Source organism: Streptomyces lacaronensis (assembly GCF_047337785.1).
Taxonomy (GTDB): domain Bacteria; phylum Actinomycetota; class Actinomycetes; order Streptomycetales; family Streptomycetaceae; genus Streptomyces; species Streptomyces lycopersici.
The window spans coordinates 8,425,130-8,449,691 of record NZ_JBLHDK010000003.1; the positions used below are offsets into that span (position 1 = coordinate 8,425,130).

The window sequence follows — 24,562 nt, forward strand, 5'->3', positions numbered from 1 at the left end:
CGGGCCCCGCGCCATGCGCGGGGGCTCACGCAGGCGCTCAGGGCCGCCCGGGGATCAGTTCTCCTGCTGGCCGCGCGGGGCCCGGAGCTGGGAGGCCCAGCGGGCCCAGCGGGGCGTCCCCCACCGCTCCACCAGCGCCGACCAGCGCTGTCCCGCCGCCCACGCCAGCTGGGCCGCGGACCGCGGGGCCAGCAGCGCCCGCAGCCGCTCCCGCCGCCCCGCCGTGGCCCGGAATCCGGCCAGCACCAGCCGGACGTCGTCCGCGACGCCCGTGACCGGGCGCGGCCGCGGTGCGTACAGCACCTGCTCGACCGCCTCGGCCACCCGCTGCGCCGCCCGGGCCGGTTCGTCGTCGAGCCCGGCGATCCGCACCATCCGGGCCACCGCTCTGCGCGAGGTCAGCGAGTCGTCCGGCAGTACGCCGAAGTCCCAGGCCGAGTCGGTGAGTTCACGCCATGCGGCGAGCACCCGGTCGGCGGCGTCCTGCTCGGTGCGCCCGCCCGAGCCGTTCAGTCTGCGGGTCCGTATCCGCCGCCGCCACAGCATGGGCAGCAGGGGCACCACGGCCAGCAGCACCGCCAGCGAACTCCAGCTGGTGACCTTGGTGGCCGACCAGCCCCCGCCCGAGGCGCCGTCGTCCGGCTGCTGGGCCGCGGCGCCGCCACAGGTGCCCAGCTTCTTCATGTCCGGGGGGCAGCTGTCGGACGCGGTCGGCGCGGCCGTCGGCTCGGAGGTCTCGGTGGGCTCGGTCGTGGGCTCGTCGGTCGGGGTGCCCGAGGGCGTCTGCTCCATCGTGTAGTCGGGCTGGGTGCCCCGGCTCGGGGTGGGCTCGAAACGGGTCCAGCCCACGCCCTCGAAGTACAGCTCCGGCCAGGCGTGCGCGTCCTTCAGGCCCACCGACACCGAGCCGTCCGCCTGGGCGGTGCCGGGGGTGAACCCGACCGCGACCCGCGCCGGAATGCCCAGCGTCCGGGCCATCGCCGCCATCGAGAAGGAGAAGTGGACGCAGAAGCCCTCCTTCTGCTTCAGGAACCGGACGATGGCGGCCGAGCCGCTGCCGGACTGCACCTGGGTGTCGTAACGGAATCCTCCGCTCACCGCGAACCAGTCCTGGAGCTTGACCGCCTTCTCGTACGCGTTCGCCGCGCCGGCGGTCACCTCCCGTGCCGTACGGGCCACCACGGACGGCAATGAGTCCGGCACCTCGGTGTACTCGCTCCGCAGCCGGGAGGGCGGTGCCGGGGCGGCCGCCAGCTGGTCGGCCGTCGGCTCCACCAGCAGGCTGGTGACCCGGTAGCGCGCGCCCCGGGTGGTCTGGCCCCGGTCGCCGACCAGCGTGCGGCCCTCCGGCTCATAGCGCCAGCGCCCGTCGATCTCGACCTTGGAGGCGGGGTAGGGGAGGGGCAGCCAGTTCTGCGCGTACCAGTCTGCGGCCGAGATCGAGGTGTCGATCGAGGAGACCCGGACCGAGGGGCCGAGCCCGGCGGGCGAGGGGAGCTGACTGGGCACATCGGTGACATGCCGCTCGGACGACTTCCATGAGGTGCCGTCGAACCGGTCCAGCGCCACGATCCGCAGATAGAGGTCCTGGGTGGTCTGCGAGGAGGTGCGATAGCGGAGCACCTCCTTGTTCTCCGGCTGGTTCAGGCTGTCCTGGAGCGACACCAGCGGATTGACCGCCGAGATCGTGCCGCCGCCGCTGCCCGCCCCGCCGTTGCCGCCCTGCCGGTCCAGCAGCCCGCCGTCCAGGGACGGCAGCACCGCGGGCACCGCGAGCGCGATGCCGAGCGCCAGCACGCCGATCCTGCGGCCGGTGCGGACCGGGGCGAGCGCCGGGCTGCCTCCGGCCCCGGCCAGGCCTGAGGGTGGCATACCCGCCGGATGCGGGGCTCCGCCGCTGAACACCCGGCCCCACTGGGACAGCCGGTCCCGGCCCTCGGCCAGGAGCAGCAGCAGATAGCCGGCCGCCGCCAGCAGGAACCACAGCCAGTCGCTCCCGTCGTCGGACAGACCGGCCGCGACCGAGTAGAGCGCGAGCAGCGGAAGCCCGGCGGGGGCCGCGCTGCGGTACGTGACCGCGAGCGCGTCGACCACCAGGCCGATCACCAGCACCCCGCCCACGAGCATCAGCCGGATGCCGTCGGTGAGCGGCGCGGGGATCGCGTACTGCCCCACGTCGTCGGCGCCGTCGCGGAGCAGCAGCGAGAACTCGTGGAGCGCCTGCGGGCTCGGCAGCAGCCCGCCCAGCGCCTGGTCGTGCGCGAAGACCAGGGTGAGCAGCAGCAGCGTCACCAGGCCTTGCACGGCCAGCGTCAGCGGGCGGGCCAGCGGCACCCGGCGGGCCACCACGCCCGCGGCGCTCTGGACCGTCAGCAACAGGACGGCCTGCAACAGCCAGCTCGCCGGATCCACCAGCGGCAGCAGCGCACAGGCCGCCGCCACTGTGGCCAGCGCCGCACATATCGCGAGCCGAACGCTTCCACTCATGTCCAGCTCCCTGTCATGCCGCCGCCCGCGCGGCTTCCGGCGTCCGCCCGGGTGGCGCCCTGGGCGTCGGCCTGCCGCCACAGCTGCGTCAGCGAGGCGCCGGGGCCGACCGGCAGCGCCGTCCACCCCGCCTCGCGCAGCCGCCGCAGCCGGTCCTCCAGCTCCTGTGTGCTGCCGAGCTCCGCCCCGCGCGACCAGGCGGCGCCGTCCAGCACAAAGGCCACCGCGGCCGTGGTGCGGTGCCGCATCCGGGCGGCCATCGCCGCCTGCTCCTCGTCCAGATCGCCCAGGAAGGCCACCAGCAGCCCCTCACCGCCGCCGCGCAGCACCTCATAGGCGGGCGAGAGCCCTCCGCCGTCGGAGTGGTCCACCACGGCGAGGGTGTCCAGCATCAGCCCGGCCGTCTCCGCCGAGTCATGGGTGGAACCGGTGAAGCCGCCTCCGCCGTCCGGGCCGGGTACCGAGCTTCCGGTGTCGGTCAGCAGCCGGACCGCATAGCCCCGCTCCAGCAGGTGGACCGCGGCCGAGGCCGCCCCGGTGACCGCCCACTCGAAGGCCGAGTCCGGCCCGGAGCCGTAGTGGGCGGTGCGCCGGGTGTCCAGCAGCACCGTGCAGTGGGCCCGTTGCGGCTGCTCCTCCCGGCGGACCATGAGCTCCCCGTAGCGCGCGGTGGAGCGCCAGTGCACCCTGCGCAGATCGTCGCCTATGCGGTAGCCGCGCGGGATGACATCGTCCTCGCCGGCCAGCGCCAGCGAGCGGTGCCGCCCGTCCCCGTACCCCGCGGCCTCGCCGGTCAGGCGCACCGGGGGCAGGGGCTCGACGCGGGGCACCACCGTGAGCGTGTCGTAGGCGCTGAAGGCGCGGGTGAGCTCGCACATCCCGAACGGATCGCTCAGCCGCAGCTGGAGCGGGCCCAGCGGATAGCGGCCGCGCAGATCGGAGCGGACCCGGTAGGAGACCTCGCGGCGGCCGCCCGGCTCCACCCGGTCCAGTACGAACCTCGGGCGCGGCCCCAGCACATAGGGCACCCGGTCCTGGAGCATCAGCAGCCCGGTGGGCAGCCGCGAGACATTGTCCATCCGCAGGTGCACCCGGGCCTCGGAGCCCGCGGGCACCCGCGCGGGCGCGAGCCGTCGGCTGCCCGCCACCCGGTACCGGGTGCGGTAGACCACGGCCACGCAGACCAGCGGCAGCGCGGCCAGCAGCAGCCCGACCCGCAGCAGATCCGCCTGGCCCAGGACATAGCTGCACACCGCGGCGGCCACCCCGGCGGCCAGGAAGGAACGGCCGCGGGTGGTCAGACCGGCGAGGGCGGCCCGCAGCCCGCCCGGCTGCTCGCCGGCGCCGGGCCCCTCCGGGCCCATGTCCGTCCCCCCTGCGGCCATCACAGCCTCCGCGCGCCCGGCTGCTGCCGCCCGAAGTCGGCCGGGGGCATGGGCGGCATGGGGGGCATCCCGCCCGCACCGCGCTGGGTGGAGGTGGGCACCGGGGTGCGCTGCACGATGTCCGCGACGACCTGCTCCGAGGTGCGGCGGTTCAGCTGGGCCTGCGCGGTGGGCAGCAGCCGGTGGGCCAGCACCGCGACGGCGAGGGTCTGCACATCGTCCGGCAGCGCGAAGTCCCGCCCGGCCAGCGCGGCCGACGCCTTGGCGGCCCGCAGCAGATGCAGCGTGGCGCGCGGCGAGGCCCCCAGCCGCAGATCGGGGTGGTTGCGGGTGGCGGCCACCAGGTCCACCGCGTAACGCCGGACGGCCTCGGCGACGTGCACCGAGCGCACCGCCTCGATCAGCTTGACGATCTCATGGGCGTGCGCCACGGGCTGCAGGTCGTCCAGCGGGGAGACCCCGCCGTGGACGTCCAGCATCTGGAGCTCGGCCTGCGGGCTGGGGTACCCGATGGAGACACGGACCATGAAGCGGTCGCGCTGCGCCTCGGGCAGCGGATAGGTGCCCTCCATCTCGACCGGGTTCTGCGTGGCCACCACCATGAAGGGGTTGGGCAGCTCATAGCTCTCCCCGTCGATGGTGACCTGACGCTCTTCCATCGACTCCAGGAGCGCGGACTGGGTCTTGGGCGAGGCGCGGTTGATCTCGTCGCCGATCACGATCTGGGCGAAGATGGCGCCCGGCTTGAACTCGAACTCCTTGCGCTGCTGGTCGAAGATGCTCACGCCGGTGATGTCGGACGGCAGCAGGTCCGGGGTGAACTGGATCCGCCGCACGGAGCAGTCGATGGACCGGGCGAGCGCCTTGGCCAGCATCGTCTTGCCCACGCCCGGGACGTCCTCGATCAGCAGATGCCCCTCGGCGAGCAGCACGGTCAGCGAAAGCCGTACGACCTCGGGCTTGCCCTCGATCACACCCTCCACCGACCTGCGGATCCGATCCGCTGTGGTGGTCAGATCGCTGAGGCTCGCTCGCTCGTCATAGGTCGTCACCCGGCCCTCCTCGGCCCGTTCTCAGGGCCGTTGCCCTCGGAACGGACCGGCCCACCGCAAACGCTGACATCGGACCCCCGCGTGGTTGCGGGGGACGATGTCACCTATGCATTCTTGCGGTCTCCGCGGCCTCGCGTCACTCGGCTGTGGATAACCCGGGGTTATTTGTCACGCTTGTACGAGTTCGAGTGCTGAATCCCTTCCGTATCTCCAGCACCCTCACGTCCGTGGCGTGACCTCCCGCAGCAGACCCGTCGTCACGTCGAAGACAAAGCCGCGGACGTCGTCGGTGTGCACCAGGAACGGCGAGGTGCGCACCCGCTCCATCGACTGGCGGACGTCGGCGTCGAGGTCCTTGAACGCCTCGACCGCCCACGACGGCCGCTGTCCCACCTCCTCCTCCAGCTCGTGCCGGAAGTCCTCGGTGAGGGTCAGCAGACCGCAGCCGGTGTGGTGGATGAGCACGACGCTGCGGGTCCCGAGGGCCCGCTGGCTGATGGTCAGGGACCGGATGATGTCGTCGGTGACCACACCGCCCGCGTTGCGAATGGTGTGGCAGTCGCCCAACTCCAGGCCGAGTGCCTCGTGCAGGTCCAGACGGGCGTCCATGCACGCGACGATGGCGACGCGCCGCACCGGCCGCGCGTCCATCCCCGGGTCGGTGAATTTCTCGGCGTAACTGCGGTTGGCCTCCACAAGGCTGTCGGTGACCGTGTCTCCCGTGCGGGCGTCGCGGTCGGTGGACGGGTTCGGCTGCGGCGCTGATATCGACATGATGACGACGCTACCCCTCACCAGGAAATTTTGTCTTCTCTTTAGGTAGGGCAAACGAGGGCAACGGGGTGGGCCGAAGGGGTGATGTGAGGCAATCCACAACCCCCCGCGCCCCGCGGTCCGGTGCCCGGGGGAGGGGAAACCACCCCCGGGGCGGGACGCGCAGGCCGGTTGGTTGACCGAAGGGACGAGTGGACTAAAGTGGCGCGAAGTGGGAGGCGTGACGCTCCCCTCGGATCCCGGAATTTCGCGTGAGCGCGGTGCGTACGCACCCCTCGGCCTCCTCCCGCTCCGGTCGCCTGACGTCACTTCCCCGGCGCCAGTAGGCCACTTCCCCTTCAGAGCGGGCGGGGACCCGGCGGTGCGTATCATCCTCGCCCGATCCTCAGAAGGGCGCACGAGCAGCGCAATGAGCAGCAACGCTCTCCATGTTCCCGTCATGCTCCAGCGCTGCCTGGACATGCTGGCCCCCGCTCTCGCCCAGCCCGGCGCGGTCGTGGTCGACTGCACCCTGGGCCTCGGCGGCCACAGCGAGGCGCTGCTGCGCGACTTCCCCGAGGCCCGGCTGATCGCCCTGGACCGCGACCCGTCCGCACTGCGGCTCGCCGGAGAGCGGCTCGCCCCTTACGGCGATCGGGCGACGCTGGTCCACGCGGTCTACGACGAGCTGCCCGAGGTCCTCGACCGGCTCGGCGTCCCGCGCGTCCAGGCGATCCTCTTCGACCTCGGTGTGTCGTCCATGCAGCTGGACGAGGCCGGGCGCGGTTTCGCCTACGCCCAGGACGCCCCGCTGGACATGAGGATGGACCAGACCACCGGAGTCAGCGCGGCTGAGGTGCTCAACACCTATCCGCCGGGCGACCTGGTGCGCATCCTGCGGACGTACGGCGAGGAGAAGTTCGCCAAGAAGATCGTGGACGCGGTGGTGCGGGAGCGCGCCAAGGAGCCGTTCACCAACAGCGCCCGGCTCGTCGAGCTGATCCGCGATGCGCTGCCGCAGGCCGCCAAGCGCACCGGCGGCAATCCGGCCAAGCGCACCTTCCAGGCGCTGCGGATCGAGGTCAACGGCGAGCTCGCGGTCCTGGAGCGGGCCATCCCGGCGGCCGTAAGGGCGCTCGCGGTCGGCGGGCGGATCGCCGTGCTGTCGTATCACTCGCTGGAGGACCGCCTGGTCAAGCAGGTGCTCGCGGCCGGTGCCGGCAATACGGCGCCCCCGGGGCTGCCGGTCGTCCCCGAGCAGTACCAGCCCCGGCTGAAGCTGCTCACCCGTGGTGCGGAGCTGCCCACCGAGGAGGAGATCGCCGAGAACCGCCGGGCCGCCCCGGCGCGGTTCCGGGGGGCGGAGCGCATCCGGGAAGAGGTCGCCCCATGAGCGCGCGGGGGACGGGCCCGAAAGGACGGCCGGCGCCGGGCGCCACCACGGCCAGGCGCACGCCCTTCGTGCTGCTCGTCGTGGTCCTGCTCGGCTCCGGCCTGATCGCGCTGCTCCTGCTGAACTCCTCCCTCAACCAGGGGTCGTTCGAGCTCACCAGACTGGAGAAGCAGACCAAGGAGCTCACCGACGAGCGCCAGGCCCTCCAGCAGGACGTGGACAAGCTCTCCGCGCCCGGCGAGCTCGAGCGGCGCGCCCGGGAGCTGGGAATGGTGCCCGGCGGCACCCCCGCCTTCCTCAACCCGGACGGCTCGGTCAGCGGGGTGCCCGCCCCGGCCACGGGGCAGCCCTCGGTGCTGGGCGGACCCGGCCGGGTGCTGCCGCCCGCGCTCGGCACCACGCCGTCCGAGGCGTCGCCCGTCCTGTCCGAGGCGTCGCCCACTCCGTCCGCCCTCGCGCCGCCGACGCCGCCGTCCGCCACGGCCTCGGTGCCCCCGTACGGGCTGGCCACCGGCCCCTCCGCCTCCGTATCCACCTCCGCCTCCGCCTCCGCGAACTCCACCCCGGCCCCTCAGTAGGTGACACGGTGACGCGATCCCCAGCCTGCGCCCAGCCCACCCCGCCCGCGCGGGCGACCACCCACGCCCGGTGGACGGCCACCGGCCCGAGGGCGGTCGGCGACCCGAAGGCGGCCACCGAGCCGAGGGCGGCCCTCGCGTGAGCGCGCCCCAGGACCCCCGCCGCCGCGGGGTGCCCGGCCCGGCCGGTCCGCGCGGTGACCGCCGCCCGCGCCAGGACCCGGCGCGGCGCCCCGGCGAGCGCCGGGGTCAGGGCGGACCGTCCGGCCGTCCGGCCCCGCGTCCCCATCCCGGCGCTCCCCAGCAGCTGCGGCTGGGCAGCCCGCGTCCCCGACTGCGGCTGATCAGCCTCGGCCTCACCCTGGTCATGCTGGTCTTCGTCGTACGGCTGCTCCAGGTGCAGGCCGTCGACGCCAGCGCCTACGCGGCCAAGGCCAACGTCAACCGCTACATCCCGGTGAAGCTGTCCGCCGAGCGCGGCTCCATCACCGACCGCAATGGTGTCGACCTGGCGACCACGGTGGACGCCTACGACATCACCGCCGCCCCCGACCTCCTCACGCCCAAGACGGCCAAGTCCCACGACGCGCCCCGCCAGGCCGCGGCCCTGCTCGCGCCGATCCTCGGCAAGGACCAGGCGGACCTGGAGCAGAAGCTCACCGACAACCCCAGGTCGCAGTACGTCGTGCTCGCCCGGCAGCAGTCCCCGCAGGTCTGGAACCAGATCAAGGACCTGAAGAGCGCCCTGGACGACGCGGCGGCCAAGGGCAAGGGCGCCAATGTCCTGGCCGGGGTCAACCGCGAGGCGCACAGCAAGCGGGTCTATCCGAACGGGGACCTCGCCGCCGGGATCCTGGGATTCGTGGACGCCGACGGACGCGGCTCCGCCGGGCTCGAGCAGCAGCTCGACAAGAAGCTCGCGGGCAAGGACGGCAAGCGCGTCTACGCCCAGTCCGGCGGCCACCAGGTGCCCACCGGCGACGTCAGGGAGCAGCCCGCGGTCCCCGGCAGCGACTACGAGCTGACCATCGACCGGGACATCCAGTGGGCCGCCCAGAGCGCCATCGCCGACCAGGTGCGCAAGTCCGGGGCCGACCGCGGCTACGTCATCGTCCAGGACACCCGCACCGGACAGCTGCTGGCCATGGCCAACGCCCCCGGCTTCGACCCCAACGACATCACCACCACGGACGCCGACGCCCTGGGCAACGCCGCGGTCTCCGACGCCTACGAGCCCGGCAGCGTCAGCAAGCTGATGTCCATGGCCGCCGTCCTCCAGGAGGGCGTGGCGCGCTGGAACACCCATGTGGTGGTCCCCAACCGGCTGCCGCGGGCCGACCGGGCCTTCGCCGACGACATCGACCATCCGACCTGGTACCTCACGCTCAACGGCGTGCTCGCCAAGTCCAGCAACATCGGCACGATCCTCGCCACGGAGCAGCTGGCCAAGACCAAGCGGCAGAAGAACCAGATCCTCTACTCCTACCTGCGCAAGTTCGGGATCGGCCAGCCCACCGGGCTCGGCTTCCCCGGCGAGACCCCGGGCATCCTGGCCAAGCCGCAGGACTGGAGCGCCTCGCAGCAGTACACCATCCCCTTCGGCCAGGGGCTTTCGCTCAACGCCATCCAGGCGGCCTCGGTGTACTCCACCATCGCCAACGGGGGCGAGCGCATCGCGCCCACCATCATCCGCGGCGCCAGGGGGCCCGGCGGCGACTTCACCGCGGCGCCCGCCCCCAAGAAGACCCGTGTCGTCAGTAAGGAGACCGCCAAGACGCTCGCCGAGATGCTGGAGTCGGTCGTCGACGATCAGCAGGGCACCGGCGTCAAGGCGAAGATCCCGGGCTATCTTGTCGCGGGCAAGACCGGCACCTCCAACCGGGTGGACCCCAAGACCGGCCGCTACCGCGGCTACACCGCGTCCTTCGCCGGCTTCGCCCCGGCCGACAAACCTCGGCTGACGGTCTACTGTGCCGTTCAGAACCCGACCAAGGGCAGCTACTTCGGCGGTCAGGTCTGCGGACCGGTCTACAAGAAGGTCATGGAGTTCGGCCTCAAGGCCTTGCAGGTCCCGCCCTCCGGGAAGCAGCCCAAACGGCTCCCGGTGAGCTACAACCCGGGCCAGTGAGCGGGCCCAGCAGTGATGACGATCACGCCGGACTCCGGGAACCACGGTCCGGTACGGCCCCGCACCGCCGCCTCATTTCGCGGGGGAGCGGGTGTCCCGGGTACGCTCACCGCCGTGCCCCACGCTGATCAGTCCCAAACCCCTCAGAAGGACGTTTCTGTGGAATACCCGGGAGCGCCCCGCCCTCTCCAGGTCCGCCCGATCCCGCTGGCGGAGCTGGCGGATCAGCTGGGCGTCGAAGCCCCCGAAGCCTCGGAAGGGGCCGCGGTCACCGGGATCACCCATGACTCGCGGGCCGTGCGCCCCGGCGATGTGTACGCCGCGCTGGCCGGTGCCCGCCTCCACGGCGCGGACTTCGCCGCCCAGGCCGCCGACCTCGGCGCGGTCGCGGTGCTGACCGACCCGGCCGGCGCCGAGCGCGCCGCCGCCACCGGCCTGCCGGTCCTCGCGGTGGACAACCCGCGCGGCCGGATGGGCGCGCTGGCCGCCACGATCTACGGCGACCCGGGTCACGACCTGCTCCAGATCGGCATCACCGGCACCTCCGGCAAGACCACGACCGCGTATCTCATCGAAGGCGGCCTCAAGGCCGCCGCGAAGCACGACGGCGGCCTTACGGGTCTCATCGGCACCGTGGAGATGCGGATCGGCGACGAGCGCATCAAGTCCGAGCGCACCACCCCCGAGGCCACCGACCTCCAGGCCCTGTTCGCGGTGATGCGGGAGCGCGAGGTCCGCTCGGTCGTCATGGAGGTCTCCAGCCACGCCCTGGTCCTCGGCCGCGTCGACGGCTGCGTCTTCGACGTCGCGGTCTTCAACAACCTCAGCCCGGAGCACATGGAATTCCACTCCGGTATGGAGGACTACTTCCAGGCCAAGGCCCAGCTGTTCACCAAGGCCCGCAGCCGCCTCGGAGTGATCAACTACGACGACGAGTACGGCCGCCGACTGATCGAGCAGTCCGAGGTGCCCGTCACCACCTTCTCCGCCGAGGGCCACCCCGACGCCCACTGGCGCGCCGCGGACGTCGAGGTGGGCCCGCTCGGCTCGACCTTCACCGCCGTCGGCCCGAACGGTGAGTCCGTACGGGCCGCCGCGCCCCTCCCGGGCCCCTTCAACGTGGCCAACGCGCTCGCCGCCGTAGTCGCGCTCGCCGTCGCCGGGATCGACCCGCAGACGGCCGCCGACGGCGTCGCCGCCGTCCCCGGCGTACCGGGCCGGCTGGAGCGGGTCGACGTGGGCCAGCCCTACCTCGCGGTCGTCGACTACGCCCACAAGACCGACGCCGTGGAGTCGGTGCTGCGTGCCCTCCGTAAGGTGACCGACGGCAAGCTGCACGCCGTCCTCGGCTGCGGCGGTGACCGCGACCGGCTCAAGCGCGGCCCCATGGGCGCCGCGGTGGCCCGGTACGCCGACACGGCCGTCCTCACCTCCGACAACCCCCGCTCCGAGGACCCGCTCGCGATCCTCGCCGCCATGCTCGCGGGCGCCGCAGAGGTGCCGGCCCATGAGCGCGGTGATGTGCTGGTCGAGGAGGACCGGGCCAACGCCATCGCGGCCGCCGTCGCCCGCGCCGAGCCGGGTGACACCGTCATCGTGGCGGGCAAGGGCCACGAGCTGGGCCAGGACATCGCGGGCGTGATCCGGGCCTTCGACGACCGCCAGGTACTCCGCGAAGCCATCGAGCTCAGTGAGCGAGCCCACAGGCGCGATGCCACGCGCCCCGAGGCGAGCCCACAGCACCGGGACAAACACCTACACGACCAGGGATGACAGACCGCCATGCGCGCACCAGCCCCCTCCAGGCAGCTCTCCCGCACGGCCGGAGGTGATCAGTGATCGCACTGTCCCTCACCGAGATCGCCGGCCTAGTCGGTGGACAGCCGCACGACATACCGGACCCGGACCTGAAGGTCACGGGCCCTGTCGTGATCGACTCCCGCGAGGTGCGGCCCGGCAGCCTCTTCGCCGCGCTCCCCGGGGAGCGCGTGGACGGCCACGACTTCGCCAGGGGCGCGGTCGAGGCGGGCGCCGCGGCGGTCCTGGCCGCCCGCCCCGTCGGCACCCCGGACGCCCCCGTACCGGCGATCGTCGTCCCCGACGTCATCGCCGCCATGGGAGCGCTCGCGCGCGCCGTCGTGGAGCGCCTGGGCACCACCGTGGTCGCCCTCACCGGCTCCGCCGGCAAGACGAGCACCAAGGACCTCATCGCCCAGCTGCTCCAGCGCCGCGGCCCCACCGTATGGACGCCGGGCTCGCTCAACAACGAGATCGGCCTGCCGCTCACCGCGATGAGTGCCGACCAGGCCACCCAGCACCTGGTGCTGGAGATGGGCGCCCGCGGTAAGGGCCACATCCGGTATCTGGCGGAACTCACCCCGCCCCGTATCGGACTCGTGCTCAACGTCGGCACCGCCCATATCGGGGAGTTCGGCGGCCGGGAGCAGATCGCCGAGGCCAAGGGCGAGCTCGTGGAGGCCCTGCCGTCCGCAGTGGAGGGCGGGGTGGCGGTGCTCAACGCCGACGATCCCTTCGTGCGCGCCATGGCGTCGCGCACCAAGGCCCGTACCGTCCTGTTCGGCGAGGCCGAGGACGCCGATGTGCGTGCCGGGAATGTCCGGCTCGCCGACGGCGGCCGTCCCGCCTTCACGCTTCAAACCCCTACCGGGTGCAGCGAAGTGACCATGCGCCTGTACGGTGAGCACCACGTGTCGAACGCGCTCGCCGCGGCCGCCGTCGCCCACGAGTTGGGCATGTCCGTCGACGAGATCGCCGTGGCGCTCTCCGAGGCGGGGCAGCTCTCCCGCTGGCGGATGGAGGTCACCGAGCGCTCGGACGGCGTGACGGTCGTCAACGACGCCTACAACGCGAACCCCGAGTCCATGCGAGCAGCGCTGCGCGCGCTGGTCGCCATGGGCGCTGTCACACCGGGGCGTCGCACGTGGGCGGTGCTCGGCCCGATGGCCGAGCTGGGCGAGGAGTCACTGGCCGAGCACGACGCGGTCGGGCGGCTGGCCGTCCGGCTCAACGTCAGCAAGCTCGTGGCGGTCGGCGGCCAGGAGGCCGCCTGGCTGGACATGGGCGCCAAGAACGAGGGTTCGTGGGGTGAGGAGTCGGTGCACGTGTCCGACGTGCGGGCAGCGGTCGATCTGCTGCGCAGCGAGCTGCGACCGGGGGACGTCGTGTTGGTGAAGGCATCCAGGTCGGTGGGGCTGGAGCAGGTCGCGCAGGCGTTGCTCGAGGGCGAGGGTGAGGGCATCCACTAATGGGTGGCATGAGGCAGATCCTCTTCTCGGGAGCCATCGGGCTCTTTCTGACCCTGATCGGCACCCCGCTGCTGATCAAGCTGTTGGCGCGCAAGGGCTACGGCCAGTTCATCCGGGACGACGGCCCGCGCACCCACGGCAGCAAGCAGGGCACGCCCACGATGGGCGGAATCTCCTTCATCCTGGCCACGCTGATCGCCTACGCCCTGGCGAAGGTGATCACGGGCAGCCAGCCGACCTTCTCGGGTGTGCTGGTGCTCTTCCTGTTCGCGGGCATGGGCCTGGTCGGCTTCCTCGACGACTACATCAAGATCGTCAAGCAGCGCAGCCTGGGCCTGCGGGCCAAGGCCAAGATGGCCGGTCAGCTGATCGTCGGTATCGCCTTCGCGATCCTCGCACTGAACTTCGCCGACGCGCGCCAGCAGACCCCCGCCTCCGACCGGCTCTCCTTCGTCCAGGACTTCGGCTGGTCCTTCGGCCCGGTGATCTTCGCGATCTGGGCGCTGTTCATGATCCTGGCGATGTCGAACGGCGTGAACCTCACCGACGGTCTCGACGGTCTGGCCACCGGCGCCTCCGTGATGGTCTTCGGCGCCTACACCTTCATCGGCGTCTGGCAGTACCAGGAGTCCTGCGCCAACGCGGAGACCCTCACCAACCCGGCGTCCTGTTTCGAGGTCCGCGACCCGCTCGATCTGGCCGTCGTCGCCTCCGCCCTGATGGGCGCGTGCTTCGGCTTCCTGTGGTGGAACACCTCACCCGCCAAGATCTTCATGGGTGACACCGGTTCGCTCGCGCTCGGCGGCGCGCTCGCCGGCCTCGCCATCTGCTCCCGTACGGAGCTGCTGCTGGCCCTCCTCGGCGGTCTGTTCGTCCTGATCACCATGTCCGTGGTCATCCAGGTCGGCTCCTTCCGGACGACCGGGCGACGGGTCTTCCGGATGGCACCGCTCCAGCACCACTTCGAACTCAAGGGGTGGAGCGAAGTCCTTGTGGTGGTCCGGTTCTGGATCATCCAGGGCATGTGCGTGATCGTCGGCCTCGGCCTCTTCTACGCGGGGTGGCGGGCCTCGTGACGTCGGGCGCCGCCTCCCTCGACGTGTCCGGCCTCGCCGGACGGCAGGTCACCGTCGCCGGACTCGGCGTCTCCGGGGTCCCCGCAGCGCGTGCGCTGCGGGGCCTCGGGGCCTCGGTGACCGTGGTCAACGGCAGCGACGGCGAATCGCAGCGCGCCCAGGCGGCCGAGCTGGAGCCGCTGGGCATCACGGTCCGCCTCGGCGACGGGGAGACCCTTCCCGACGGCACCGAGCTGATCGTGACCACCCCCGGCTGGAAGCCCACCAGCCCGCTCTTCCTGGCCGCCGCCGAGGCGGGCGTGCCCATCTGGGGCGATGTGGAGCTGGCGTGGCGGCTGCGCGGGGAGGACGCCCCGCCCTGGCTCGCGGTCACCGGCACCAACGGCAAGACGACCACCGTAAGGATGCTGGCGGCCATCCTGGAGGCGGCCGGGCTGCGCACCGCCGCCGTCGGCAACATCGGCGTCTCGCTCCTGGACATCGTGCTGGGCGACGAGCCGTACGACGTGCTGGCCGTCGAGCTCTCCAGCTACCAGCTGCACTGGGCGCCCTCGCTGCGCGCCCACTCCGGGGCGGTGCTCAACCTCGCCCCCGACCACCTCGACTGGCACGGCTCCATGGCGGCCTACGCGGCCGACAAGGGCCGGATCTACGAGGGCAACCAGGTGGCCTGCGTCTACAACGTGGCCGACCCCGCCACCGAGGACCTGGTGCGCGCGGCCGACGTCGAGGAGGGCTGCCGGGCGATCGGCTTCACTCTCGGCACCCCGGGCCCCTCCCAGCTCGGCGTCGTGGAGGACATCCTCGTCGACCGGGCCTTCGTGACGGACCGGCAGAAGCAGGCGCAGGAGCTCGCCGAGGTCTCCGACGTGAACCCGCCGGCCCCGCACAACATCGCCAACGCCCTCGCGGCGGCCGCCCTGGCCCGCGCCTACGGCGTCCCGCCGACGGCCGTACGGGACGGCCTGCGCGCCTTCCGGCCCGACCCGCACCGGGTGGAGCATGTGGCGGACGTCGACGGCGTGGCCTACGTCGACGACTCCAAGGCGACCAACACCCATGCCGCGGAGGCGTCGTTGGGCGCCTATGAGCACATCGTGTGGATCGCGGGCGGCCTCGCCAAGGGGGCCACCTTCGACGAGCTCGTCCTTACGGCGGCCGAGCGGCTGCGCGGCGTGGTGCTGATCGGCGCCGACCGCGCCCTGATCCGGGAAGCGCTCGCGCGACACGCAGCAGATGTCCCGGTCGTGGACCTCGACCGGACCGACACTGGGGCGATGGCTGCGGCTGTGCGCGAAGCGGCGCGGCTCGCCCGGCCGGGCGATACCGTCCTGATGGCCCCGGCCTGTGCCTCGATGGACATGTTCACCAACTACAACAAGCGGGGCGACGCCTTCGCCGCGGCGGTTCATGACCTGGCCTCCGGCCGGGTCCCGGACGATCAGTAGCCCGCCGGTCCCCCGCGAGGACCGCCCGCGCGGGGAAACCGGAGGGGATACGACATGACGCCCGACCAGCCCGCCGCCCCGCGCTCCCGGACGCCCCGCCCCGGCACCGGCCGCCCGGTGCCGCGCTCGGGCGGCGCCCCGCGGCTGCGGGAAGCCGTACGGGGCAAGGGCCGGGCGGCGTCACCGGCCCGTCCGCGCGGCACGGCGGGCGCCTCCCGGCCTCCGCGCCGCCCGCCGAGGGTGAACGTCCCGGACGCCCTGCGCGGGCTTCAGCAGCGTGTCAGGCGGGCCTGGGACCGGCCGCTGACCGCGTACTACCTGCTGCTCGGCGGCTCGCTGCTGATCCTGGTACTCGGGCTGGTCATGGTCTACTCCGCCTCCCAGATCAAGGCGCTGCAGTCCGGGCTCTCGCCGTCGTACTTCTTCCGCAAACAGCTCTTCGCCGCCGCGCTCGGCGGCGCGCTGATGCTGCTCGCCGTGCGGATGCCCATCAAACTGCACCGCGCCTTCGCCTATCCACTGCTCGCGGTCTCGGTCTTCCTGATGTGTCTGGTGCAGGTCCCGGGCATGGGCATCGCGGTCAACGGCAACCAGAACTGGATCTCCTTCGGCGGCCCATTCCTGCTCCAGCCCAGTGAGTTCGGCAAGCTCGCACTTGTCCTGTGGGGTGCCGATCTTCTCGCCCGCAAACAGGACAAGCGGCTGCTGGCCCAGTGGAAGCACCTGCTGGTCCCGCTGGTGCCCGCGACCGGCATGCTGCTCGGCCTGATCATGCTGGGCGGGGACATGGGCACCGCGATCATTCTCACGGCGATCCTTTTCGGCCTGCTGTGGCTGGCCGGCGCCCCCACCCGGCTCTTTGTGGGCGTCCTCGCCTTCGCCGGGGTCATCGGCATGCTGCTCATCAAGACCAGCGCCAACCGGATGTCCCGGCTCGCCTGTATCGGCGCCACCGAGCCCGGTGCGCACGATCAGTGCTGGCAGGCGGTGCACGGGATCTACGCGCTCGCCAACGGCGGATGGTTCGGCTCAGGGCTCGGGGCAAGTATGGAGAAATGGGGCGAACTGCCCGAACCGCATACTGACTTCATCTTCGCCATTACCGGGGAGGAACTCGGCCTGGCGGGGACGCTGTCCGTTCTCGTTCTCTTCGCGGCTCTAGGCTATGCGGGTATCCGCGTGGCCGGACGCACGGAGGACCCCTTCGTGAGGTACGCCGCGGGAGGCGTGACCACCTGGATCACGGCCCAGGCCGTGGTCAACATCGGCGCGGTGCTGGGTCTGCTGCCGATCGCGGGTGTTCCGCTCCCGCTGTTCTCCTACGGAGGGTCCGCCCTGCTGCCGACCATGTTCGCCGTCGGCCTGCTGATCGCCTTCGCACGGGCAGAGCCCGGTGCGCGGGCGGCGCTGGCGATGCGGCAGCCTGCTTTGCGGAAGAAGCTGGCTCGGGTGAGACGGAAGACGATGAGACGGCCCGCCAAGAGGCGGCCGTCCGGAGAGCGGTGAATTTCGGTGCATGTCGTACTCGCCGGTGGGGGGACCGCCGGCCACATCGAGCCCGCGCTCGCCCTCGCGGACGCCCTGCGCAGGCAGGACCCGACCGTGGGGATCACGGCGCTCGGCACGGAGCGCGGGCTCGAGACCCGGCTCGTACCGGAGCGCGGCTATGAGCTCGGGCTCATCCCGGCCGTACCGCTGCCGCGCAAGCCCACCCCCGAACTGATCACCGTCCCCGGGCGGCTGCGCGGCACCATCAAGGCCGCCGAGCAGATCCTGGAGCGCACCAAGGCCGACTGCGTCGTCGGCTTCGGTGGCTATGTGGCCCTGCCCGGCTACCTGGCCGCCAAGCGGCTCGGCGTGCCGATCGTCGTCCACGAGGCCAACGCCCGCCCCGGCCTCGCCAACAAGATCGGCTCCCGTTACGCCCACTTCGTGGCGGTCTCCACCCCGGACAGCAAGCTCCGCAACTCCCGCTATGTGGGCATCCCGCTGCGCCGCTCCATCGCCACCCTCGACCGGGCCGCGGTCCGCCCCGAGGCCCGCGCGGCCTTCGGGCTCGACCAGAACCTGCCGACGCTGCTGGTCTCCGGCGGCTCGCAGGGCGCGCGGCGGCTGAACGAGGTGGTCCAGACGGTGGCGCCGTTCCTCCAGCGCGCCGGGATCCAGGTGCTCCACGCGGTCGGTCCGAAAAACGAACTGCCGCATGTGGACAACATGCCGGGAATGCCGCCCTATATCCCGGTACCGTATGTGGATCGAATGGACCTCGCGTACGCCGCGGCCGACATGATGCTCTGCCGCGCGGGCGCGATGACCGTCGCCGAACTGTCCGCCGTCGGACTCCCCGCCGCCTACGTCCCGCTGCCCATCGGCAACGGCGAGCAGCGGCTCAACGCCCAGCCGGTGGTCAAGGCGGGCGGCGGGCTGCTGGTCGACGACGCCGAGCTGAGCCCCGAGTGGGTGCAGGGCAATGTGCTGCCGGTGCTCGGCGACCCGCACCGGCTGTACGAGATGTCCCGGCGCGCCGCCGAGTTCGGCCGCAGGGACGCCGACGAGCTGCTGGTCGGCATGGTGTACGAGGCGATCAGCGCACGCCGCCAGGCGTGAGGAGGCAGGGAGCGTGGCCGGACCGTCGACCGCCGAGCGCGGCGCACGAGGGACGACTCCGTCCGGCCCGCCCCCACGCCTCCTCCGGGTCCGCCGCGGGCTCCGGCCGCCCCGCCGCCGCACCCTGCTGGTGACGGCGGTGGCGGTGACCCTGCTCGGCGCCGGGGCCGTCTGGCTGCTCTACGGCTCGAGCTGGCTGCGGGCCGAGCGGGTGCGGGTCGCCGGCACCACCGTCCTCACCGCCGACGAGGTGCGCGACGCCGCCGATGTTTCCCTGAACACCCCGCTGGTGGCGGTGGACACCGGAGCGATCGAACACCGTGTACGCGAGCGGCTGAAGCGGATTGCGAAAGTGGACGTATCCCGGTCATGGCCGCACACCGTCAGTCTGGTGGTGACGGAACGCAGGCCCGAAGCCATTGTCGAAGAGGACGGGAAGTTCCACGAAGTGGACGCCACGGGAGTCCGGTTCTCCACGCTGAGCAAGCGCCCGAAGGGGGTTCCGCTGCTGGAAATGGAGCCGGATCGGTCGCCGAGTTCGCGCCATTTCGGCCCGACCGGACTGCGCCGCGAGGCGGTCCGGGTGGTCACCCAACTCCCCGAGAAGGTCCGCCAGGACACCCGTTCCCTCCGGGTCCGCTCGTACGATTCGATCACCCTGGAGCTGACCGGGGGCCGTACCATCGCCTGGGGGAGCGGAGAGCGCGGCGCGGCGAAGGCGAAGGCGCTCACCGCCCTGATGAAAGCGCGGCCGGACGCCGACCACTTCGATGTCCAAGCGCCGAGTGCCCCCGCGGTGTCTCGCAGTTGACGTGGATAGCGGCAGGCCAGCACCCTGGTTGGCTAGCCCGCTGGGTGATCACATAGGGTGAAAAGAAAAGCGGGAGGTTCGGCGTGTTCATTGAACGCGCGACACTTGTCGACTTAGTGTCCTGTTCCGAAGAGTCCGGGAAACAGAGGCACTGGTAACCCTAAACTTCAGCGTTAGGGTTGGGGTCGGCAATCGGAACCGTCCCATTCGGCATCAGTCGGCGCACCGCGGCAACAGCGGGGTGGCGACACGTAACTCGAGGCGAGAGGCCTTCGACGTGGCAGCACCGCAGAACTACCTCGCAGTCATCAAGGTCGTCGGCATCGGCGGCGGTGGCGTGAACGCCATCAACCGGATGATCGAGGTCGGGCTCAAGGGCGTCGAGTTCATCGCGATCAACACCGATGCGCAGGCCCTGCTGATGAGTGACGCGGACGTCAAGCTGGACGTCGGTCGCGAGCTCACCCGGGGCCTGGGCGCCGGCGCCAACCCCGACGTCGGCCGTAAGGCCGCCGAGGACCACCGCGAGGAGATCGAGGAGGTCCTCAAGGGGGCCGACATGGTCTTCGTGACGGCGGGTGAGGGCGGCGGCACGGGCACCGGCGGTGCCCCGGTGGTCGCGAACATCGCCCGCTCGCTGGGCGCACTGACGATCGGTGTGGTCACCCGCCCGTTCACCTTTGAGGGCCGCCGCCGCGCCAATCAGGCGGAGGACGGCATCGCGGGTCTGCGGGACGAGGTCGACACCCTCATCGTGATCCCGAACGACCGGCTGCTGTCCATTTCGGACCGTCAGGTGAGCGTGCTCGACGCGTTCAAGTCGGCCGACCAGGTGCTGCTGTCGGGTGTTCAGGGCATCACCGATCTGATCACCACCCCGGGTCTGATCAACCTCGACTTCGCGGACGTCAAGTCCGTGATGTCCGAGGCCGGATCGGCGCTCATGGGCATCGGCTCGGCCCGCGGGGACGACCGCGCGGTGGCCGCGGCCGAGATGGCGATCTCCTCGCCGCTGCTGGAGGCGTCCATCGACGGCGCCCGGGGCGTGCTGCTCTCCATCTCGGGCGGCTCGGACCTCGGTCTGTTCGAGATCAACGAGGCCGCCCAGCTGGTGAGCGAGGCCGCTCACCCCGAGGCCAACATCATCTTCGGCGCGGTGATCGACGACGCGCTCGGTGACGAGGTCCGGGTCACCGTGATCGCGGCGGGCTTCGACGGCGGTCAGCCGCCCTCGAAGAACCGCGACAAGGTGCTCGGCTCCTACAGCGGCGGCAACCGCGAAGAGGGATCCGGCAGTTCCTCGAACCGCCCGGCCGGCCAGGACACCGGCGGCCGCCCGTCCTTCGGCGGGCTCGGCAGCGTCACCCCGCGTGAGGAGGAGCCCGCCCCGGCGGACCCGGCCCCGGTCGCCGAGGTGTCGCCGCCCCCGGTGTCCACCCCGCACCCCCAGGTCCCCCCGGCTCGCCCCTACCCGGAGAGCCAGGCCGAGGAGCTGGACGTCCCGGACTTCCTGAAGTGAGCCGTCCGGTATGGCTCGGCGGCGACTTTGAAGTGAACCAGACGTGATAGCGCAACAGCACGACGCGAGCGGCGCGCACTTCGCCTTCACCGACCGGTGGGGCGGGGTGAGCGCCGCTCCGTATGAGGAGCTCAACCTCGGCGGGGCGGTCGGCGACGACCCCCAGGCCGTACGGACCAACCGCGAGCTGGCCGCCAAGGCGATGGGCCTGGACCCGGCGGCGGTCGTCTGGATGAACCAGGTGCACGGCCGGGACGTCGCGGTGGTCGACGGACCGTGGTCGGACGACGAGATCCCGGCGGTGGACGCGGTGGTGACGCGGCGTCGGGGCCTCGCCCTGGCCGTTCTCACCGCCGACTGCACCCCGGTACTGCTGGCCGATCCGGTGGCCGGGGTCGTCGGCGCCGCCCACGCCGGGCGGCCGGGACTGGTCGCCGGAGTGGTCCCGGCGGTGGTGAAGGCGATGACCGAACAGGGCGCCGAGCCCGCCCGGATCGTCGCCCGCACCGGTCCCGCGGTCTGCGGCCGCTGCTACGAGGTCCCCGCGGACATGCGCGCCGATGTCGCCCAGACGGTGCCGGAGGCGTGGGCCGAGACCAGCTGGGGCACCCCCGCCGTGGATGTGGCGGCCGGTGTGCGGGCCCAACTGGCGTGCGCGGGTGTGCGGATGGACGAGATGGATGGACAATCTCACATCTGCACCCTGGAGTCGGCGGACCACTTCTCGTACCGGCGCGAGCGCACCACGGGGCGGCTCGCGAGCTATGTCTGGTTGGGCGGCTGAGCTGTGACGGATCGCAAGGCGGAACTGGCCGCGAATCTGGCCCGCGTGGAGGAACGTATCTCTGCCGCCTGCGCCGGGGCCGGTCGCAAGCGCGAAGAGGTGACCCTGATCGTGGTCACCAAGACCTATCCGGCGAGCGATGTCCGTTTGCTCGCGGAACTCGGCGTACGGCATGTCGCCGAGAACCGCGACCAGGAGGCCGCCCCCAAAGCTGCGGAATGCGCGGATCTGCCATTGATCTGGCACTTTGTCGGGCAATTGCAGACCAATAAGGTGCGTTCCGTATCGAGTTATGCCGATGTGGTGCAATCTGTCGATCGCAAGCGATTGGTCGACGCGCTCTCCCGTGCGGCTGTGGGGGCCGCGCGGGAGTTGGGCGTCCTGATTCAGGTCGCGCTCGACGTGGACTCCGATGACCGGGGAGAGCGCGGAGGGGTGGGACCGGACGGAGTGGAACGGCTCGCCGAGTCCGTGGTCGAGGCCGAAGCGCTCCGGCTGGACGGTCTGATGACCGTCGCCCCGCTGACGGGTCCCTACGAGGGGCGGCCGCGGGCGGCGTTCGACCGGCTGATGGAAATCTCATCCCGCCTGCGCGTGGCCCATCCGGCTGCGAACATGGTCTCGGCGGGGATGAGCTCGGACCTGGAGGAAGCGGTGGCGGCGGGGGCGACACATGTGCGCGTCGGCACTGCGGTACTCGGAGTCCGACCCAGGCTCCGGTAACGTCGCGAAGAAGTCGGACCACAGCAGAAAATATGGTCATTCCCGTCAAAAGGCGGGCGGGCCACGTGGATCCATGGCATCCGGTGGCGGAGCCGATCCACCACAGAGCGGAGGACGCAGAAAATGGCCGGCGCGATGCGCAAGATGGCGGTCTACCTCGGCCTCGTGGAGGACGATGGTTACGACGGCCGGGGGTTCGACCCCGACGACGAGTTCGAGCCCGAGCCGGAGCCCGAGCGGGAGCGGGACCGTCGGCGGCATCAGGTGGTGGAGACCGAACCGCGGCCGGAAAGGGGCGAATCTGTGCGAGTCGTCCACCCTCCCGCACAACGCGAACCGGCCCCACTTGCGGTGGAAACCGGGCGACCCGCGCGAATTGCCCCCGTGGCGTCCATCACACCTGAACGTCAGAACTTGGAGAAGAACGCGCCAGTGATCATGCCCAAGGTCGTGTCCGAGCGGGAGCCGTACCGCATCACCACACTGCACCCCCGGACCTACAACGAGGCCCGTACTATCGGGGAACACTTCCGTGAGGGCACTCCCGTGATCATGAATCTGACGGAGATGGACGACACGGATGCGAAGCGACTTGTCGACTTTGCGGCCGGTCTGGTGTTCGGTCTCCATGGGAGCATTGAGCGGGTGACGCAGAAGGTGTTCCTGTTGTCTCCTGCTAACGTCGATGTCACGGCGGAGGACAAGGCCCGTATCGCAGAGGGCGGGTTCTTCAACCAGAGCTGAGACGCAATAACGGCAAACCGGCAACACCGAGTCATCCGAGGCCGAAAGGCCGAGTACGAACCAGGGGAGAGGGACGCGCGGGATGGGCATCGCACTACAGGTGATCTACATCGCGCTCTACTGCTACCTGATCGTGCTGATCTTCAGGCTCGTGATGGACTACGTCTTCCAGTTCGCGCGCTCGTGGCAACCCGGTAGGGCGATGGTGGTCATCCTCGAGGCCACCTACACTGTGACCGATCCGCCACTCAAGCTGCTGCGGCGGTTCATTCCGCCGTTGCGTCTCGGGGGTGTGGCGCTCGACCTGTCCTTCTTCGTGCTGATGATCATCGTCTGGATCCTGATCACCGTCGTGAGCAATTTTGCGAGCAGGGTGTGAACGATACGGTCTTGCCGATTGCCGACGACTACGTTGAGGTGAAGTAGAGATGCCGTTGACCCCCGAGGACGTGCGGAACAAGCAGTTCACGACCGTCCGCCTCCGAGAAGGCTATGACGAGGACGAGGTCGATGCCTTCCTCGACGAGGTCGAAGCCGAACTGACCCGGCTGTTGCGGGAGAACGAGGACCTGCGCGCCAAGCTGGCCGCCGCGACACGTGCCGCGGCCCAGAGCCAGCAACAAGGCATGCGCAAGCCTCCCGAACAGCAGGAGCGGCCGGGCGCACCTGTGCCCGCCGCCATATCTGGACCGCCGCAGCAGCCGGTGCCGCCCGGCCAGCAGCAGATGGGTGGCCCGCCCCAACTCCCGGGCGGAGCCCCGCAGCTGCCGGCCGGCCCGATGGGCCAGAACGGCCCCGGTCCGATGCAGCAGGGTGGCCCCGGTCCGATGCAGCAGGGCGGTCCTGGCCAGATGCAGCAGGGCGGACCCGGCCCGATGGGCCAGAACGGACCCATGGGTCCCGGCGGTCCCATGGGCGGCCCGATGGGCGGTCCCGGTGGCCCGGGTGGCCCCGGCGGTCCTGGCGGCCCCGGTGGCCCGCAGCTGCCGCAGCCGGGGCAGGGCCCGGGCGGCGACAGCGCCGCGCGCGTGCTCTCGCTCGCGCAGCAGACCGCCGACCAGGCGATCGCGGAGGCCCGTTCCGAGGCCAACAAGATCGTCGGCGAGGCCCGCAGCCGCGCCGAGGGCCTGGAACGGGACGCCCGCGCCAAGGCCGACGCGCTGGAGCGGGACGCGCAGGAGAAGCACCGTGTCGCGATGGGCTCCCTGGAGTCCGCTCGTGCCACGCTCGAGCGCAAGGTCGAGGATCTGCGCGGCTTCGAGCGCGAGTACCGCACGCGGCTGAAGTCGTACCTGGAGAGCCAGCTGCGCCAGCTGGAGAACCAGGCCGACGACTCGCTCGCCCCGCCGCGTACCCCGGCGACCGCTTCGCTGCCGCCGTCCCCCTCGATGAGCGGCTCCATGGCCTCGGCTGGCGCCGGGACGATGGGTGGCCACACGATGGGTGGCAACCAGTCCATGGGCGGCCACAACCAGAACGGCGGAGCGCCGTCCTACGGTGGCCAGCAGCAGATGTCTCCCGCGATGACCCAGCCGATGGCACCGGTGCGGCCGCAGAGTCCGCAGCCGATGCAGCAGGCGCCCAGCCCGATGCGGGGCTTCCTCATCGACGAGGACGACAACTGACGCGGGGCGCGTAAGCGCGCGGCGTTCGGCAATCACAAGGGCCGGGTCCCAGGAGCCTCCTCCTGGGACCCGGTCCTTTGCCATGCGCGCTGGCCTGCGGGGGCTGTTTCCCCTACCCGCCCCTCCCCGTAACCGGGGCTCCGCCCCGGACCCCGGTCCTCAATCGCCGGACGGGCTGGATTG

The 24,562-nt window shown here is 71.5% G+C and carries 21 protein-coding genes; 17 read left to right on the forward strand and 4 right to left on the reverse strand.

Annotated elements, in window-relative coordinates; all coding sequences use genetic code 11:
• Positions 1-54: 54 nt before the first annotated feature.
• The 4 genes from ACMTAK_RS36225 to ACMTAK_RS36240 all read right to left on the reverse strand — a co-directional run bounded on the left by ACMTAK_RS36225 (position 55) and on the right by ACMTAK_RS36240 (position 5,698).
• Positions 55-2,487, reverse strand: coding sequence for a transglutaminase TgpA family protein (locus tag ACMTAK_RS36225; protein WP_413810069.1), 2,433 nt, complete (start codon positions 2,485-2,487; stop codon positions 55-57).
• Positions 2,484-3,872, reverse strand: a complete 1,389-nt coding sequence (locus tag ACMTAK_RS36230) for a DUF58 domain-containing protein (RefSeq protein WP_413810070.1) — start codon at positions 3,870-3,872, stop codon at positions 2,484-2,486. Before ACMTAK_RS36230 ends, ACMTAK_RS36225 begins: the two co-directional genes overlap by 4 nt.
• On the reverse strand, positions 3,872-4,924 hold the full coding sequence (locus tag ACMTAK_RS36235; protein ID WP_413810071.1) for an AAA family ATPase: 1,053 nt from the start codon (positions 4,922-4,924) through the stop codon (positions 3,872-3,874). The genes ACMTAK_RS36230 and ACMTAK_RS36235 overlap by 1 nt, the downstream gene beginning before the upstream one ends.
• A gap of 219 nt (positions 4,925-5,143) precedes the next feature.
• On the reverse strand, positions 5,144-5,698 hold the full coding sequence (locus tag ACMTAK_RS36240; RefSeq protein WP_413810072.1) for a beta-class carbonic anhydrase: 555 nt from the start codon (positions 5,696-5,698) through the stop codon (positions 5,144-5,146).
• A gap of 409 nt (positions 5,699-6,107) precedes the next feature.
• On the opposite strand from ACMTAK_RS36240, the gene rsmH reads away from it, so the two are divergent.
• From rsmH to ACMTAK_RS36325, 17 genes are all read left to right on the forward strand, one after another.
• A complete protein-coding gene (gene rsmH, locus ACMTAK_RS36245) occupies positions 6,108-7,070 on the forward strand; it encodes a 16S rRNA (cytosine(1402)-N(4))-methyltransferase RsmH (protein ID WP_413810073.1) in 963 nt (320 codons plus the stop codon).
• Entirely contained in the window at positions 7,067-7,648 is a 582-nt protein-coding gene (locus ACMTAK_RS36250) for a cell division protein FtsL (RefSeq protein WP_413810074.1), read from the forward strand. Before rsmH ends, ACMTAK_RS36250 begins: the two co-directional genes overlap by 4 nt.
• An 8-nt stretch (positions 7,649-7,656) precedes the next feature.
• Positions 7,657-7,791, forward strand: coding sequence for a hypothetical protein (locus ACMTAK_RS36255; RefSeq protein WP_413810075.1), 135 nt, complete (start codon positions 7,657-7,659; stop codon positions 7,789-7,791).
• A complete protein-coding gene (locus ACMTAK_RS36260; protein WP_413810076.1) occupies positions 7,788-9,776 on the forward strand; it encodes a peptidoglycan D,D-transpeptidase FtsI family protein in 1,989 nt (662 codons plus the stop codon). Before ACMTAK_RS36255 ends, ACMTAK_RS36260 begins: the two co-directional genes overlap by 4 nt.
• Positions 9,777-9,788: 12 nt before the next feature.
• On the forward strand, positions 9,789-11,549 hold the full coding sequence (locus ACMTAK_RS36265) for a UDP-N-acetylmuramoyl-L-alanyl-D-glutamate--2,6-diaminopimelate ligase (RefSeq protein ID WP_413810077.1): 1,761 nt from the start codon (positions 9,789-9,791) through the stop codon (positions 11,547-11,549).
• Positions 11,550-11,611: 62 nt separating this feature from the next.
• Entirely contained in the window at positions 11,612-13,042 is a 1,431-nt protein-coding gene (locus ACMTAK_RS36270; protein ID WP_413810078.1) for a UDP-N-acetylmuramoyl-tripeptide--D-alanyl-D-alanine ligase, read from the forward strand.
• Positions 13,043-13,050: 8 nt separating this feature from the next.
• Positions 13,051-14,118, forward strand: a complete 1,068-nt coding sequence (gene mraY, locus ACMTAK_RS36275) for a phospho-N-acetylmuramoyl-pentapeptide-transferase (protein WP_044582076.1) — start codon at positions 13,051-13,053, stop codon at positions 14,116-14,118.
• Positions 14,103-15,566 (forward strand): UDP-N-acetylmuramoyl-L-alanine--D-glutamate ligase, encoded by a 1,464-nt coding sequence (gene murD, locus ACMTAK_RS36280; RefSeq protein WP_413810079.1) that lies wholly within the window; start codon positions 14,103-14,105, stop codon positions 15,564-15,566. Before mraY ends, murD begins: the two co-directional genes overlap by 16 nt.
• A gap of 54 nt (positions 15,567-15,620) precedes the next feature.
• Positions 15,621-17,072, forward strand: a complete 1,452-nt coding sequence (gene ftsW / locus ACMTAK_RS36285) for a putative lipid II flippase FtsW (protein ID WP_413810080.1) — start codon at positions 15,621-15,623, stop codon at positions 17,070-17,072.
• Positions 17,073-17,078: 6 nt separating this feature from the next.
• Positions 17,079-18,173, forward strand: coding sequence for an undecaprenyldiphospho-muramoylpentapeptide beta-N-acetylglucosaminyltransferase (gene murG / locus ACMTAK_RS36290; RefSeq protein WP_198278911.1), 1,095 nt, complete (start codon positions 17,079-17,081; stop codon positions 18,171-18,173).
• A gap of 13 nt (positions 18,174-18,186) precedes the next feature.
• Positions 18,187-18,984, forward strand: coding sequence for a cell division protein FtsQ/DivIB (locus ACMTAK_RS36295; RefSeq protein ID WP_413810081.1), 798 nt, complete (start codon positions 18,187-18,189; stop codon positions 18,982-18,984).
• A 277-nt stretch (positions 18,985-19,261) separates the two neighbouring features.
• Positions 19,262-20,503, forward strand: coding sequence for a cell division protein FtsZ (ftsZ, locus tag ACMTAK_RS36300; protein ID WP_413810082.1), 1,242 nt, complete (start codon positions 19,262-19,264; stop codon positions 20,501-20,503).
• Positions 20,504-20,546: 43 nt separating this feature from the next.
• Entirely contained in the window at positions 20,547-21,287 is a 741-nt protein-coding gene (gene pgeF, locus ACMTAK_RS36305; RefSeq protein WP_413810083.1) for a peptidoglycan editing factor PgeF, read from the forward strand.
• A 3-nt stretch (positions 21,288-21,290) separates the two neighbouring features.
• Positions 21,291-22,010, forward strand: a complete 720-nt coding sequence (locus ACMTAK_RS36310) for a YggS family pyridoxal phosphate-dependent enzyme (protein WP_413810084.1) — start codon at positions 21,291-21,293, stop codon at positions 22,008-22,010.
• A 123-nt stretch (positions 22,011-22,133) separates the two neighbouring features.
• Positions 22,134-22,754 carry a cell division protein SepF gene (locus tag ACMTAK_RS36315; RefSeq protein ID WP_030831675.1) on the forward strand — a complete coding sequence of 207 codons (621 nt, stop codon included), beginning with the start codon at positions 22,134-22,136 and terminating at the stop codon, positions 22,752-22,754.
• A gap of 82 nt (positions 22,755-22,836) precedes the next feature.
• Positions 22,837-23,133 (forward strand): YggT family protein, encoded by a 297-nt coding sequence (locus ACMTAK_RS36320; RefSeq protein WP_014060001.1) that lies wholly within the window; start codon positions 22,837-22,839, stop codon positions 23,131-23,133.
• A 49-nt stretch (positions 23,134-23,182) separates the two neighbouring features.
• A complete protein-coding gene (locus ACMTAK_RS36325) occupies positions 23,183-24,379 on the forward strand; it encodes a DivIVA domain-containing protein (RefSeq protein ID WP_413810085.1) in 1,197 nt (398 codons plus the stop codon).
• The last annotated feature ends 183 nt before the right edge of the window (positions 24,380-24,562 follow it).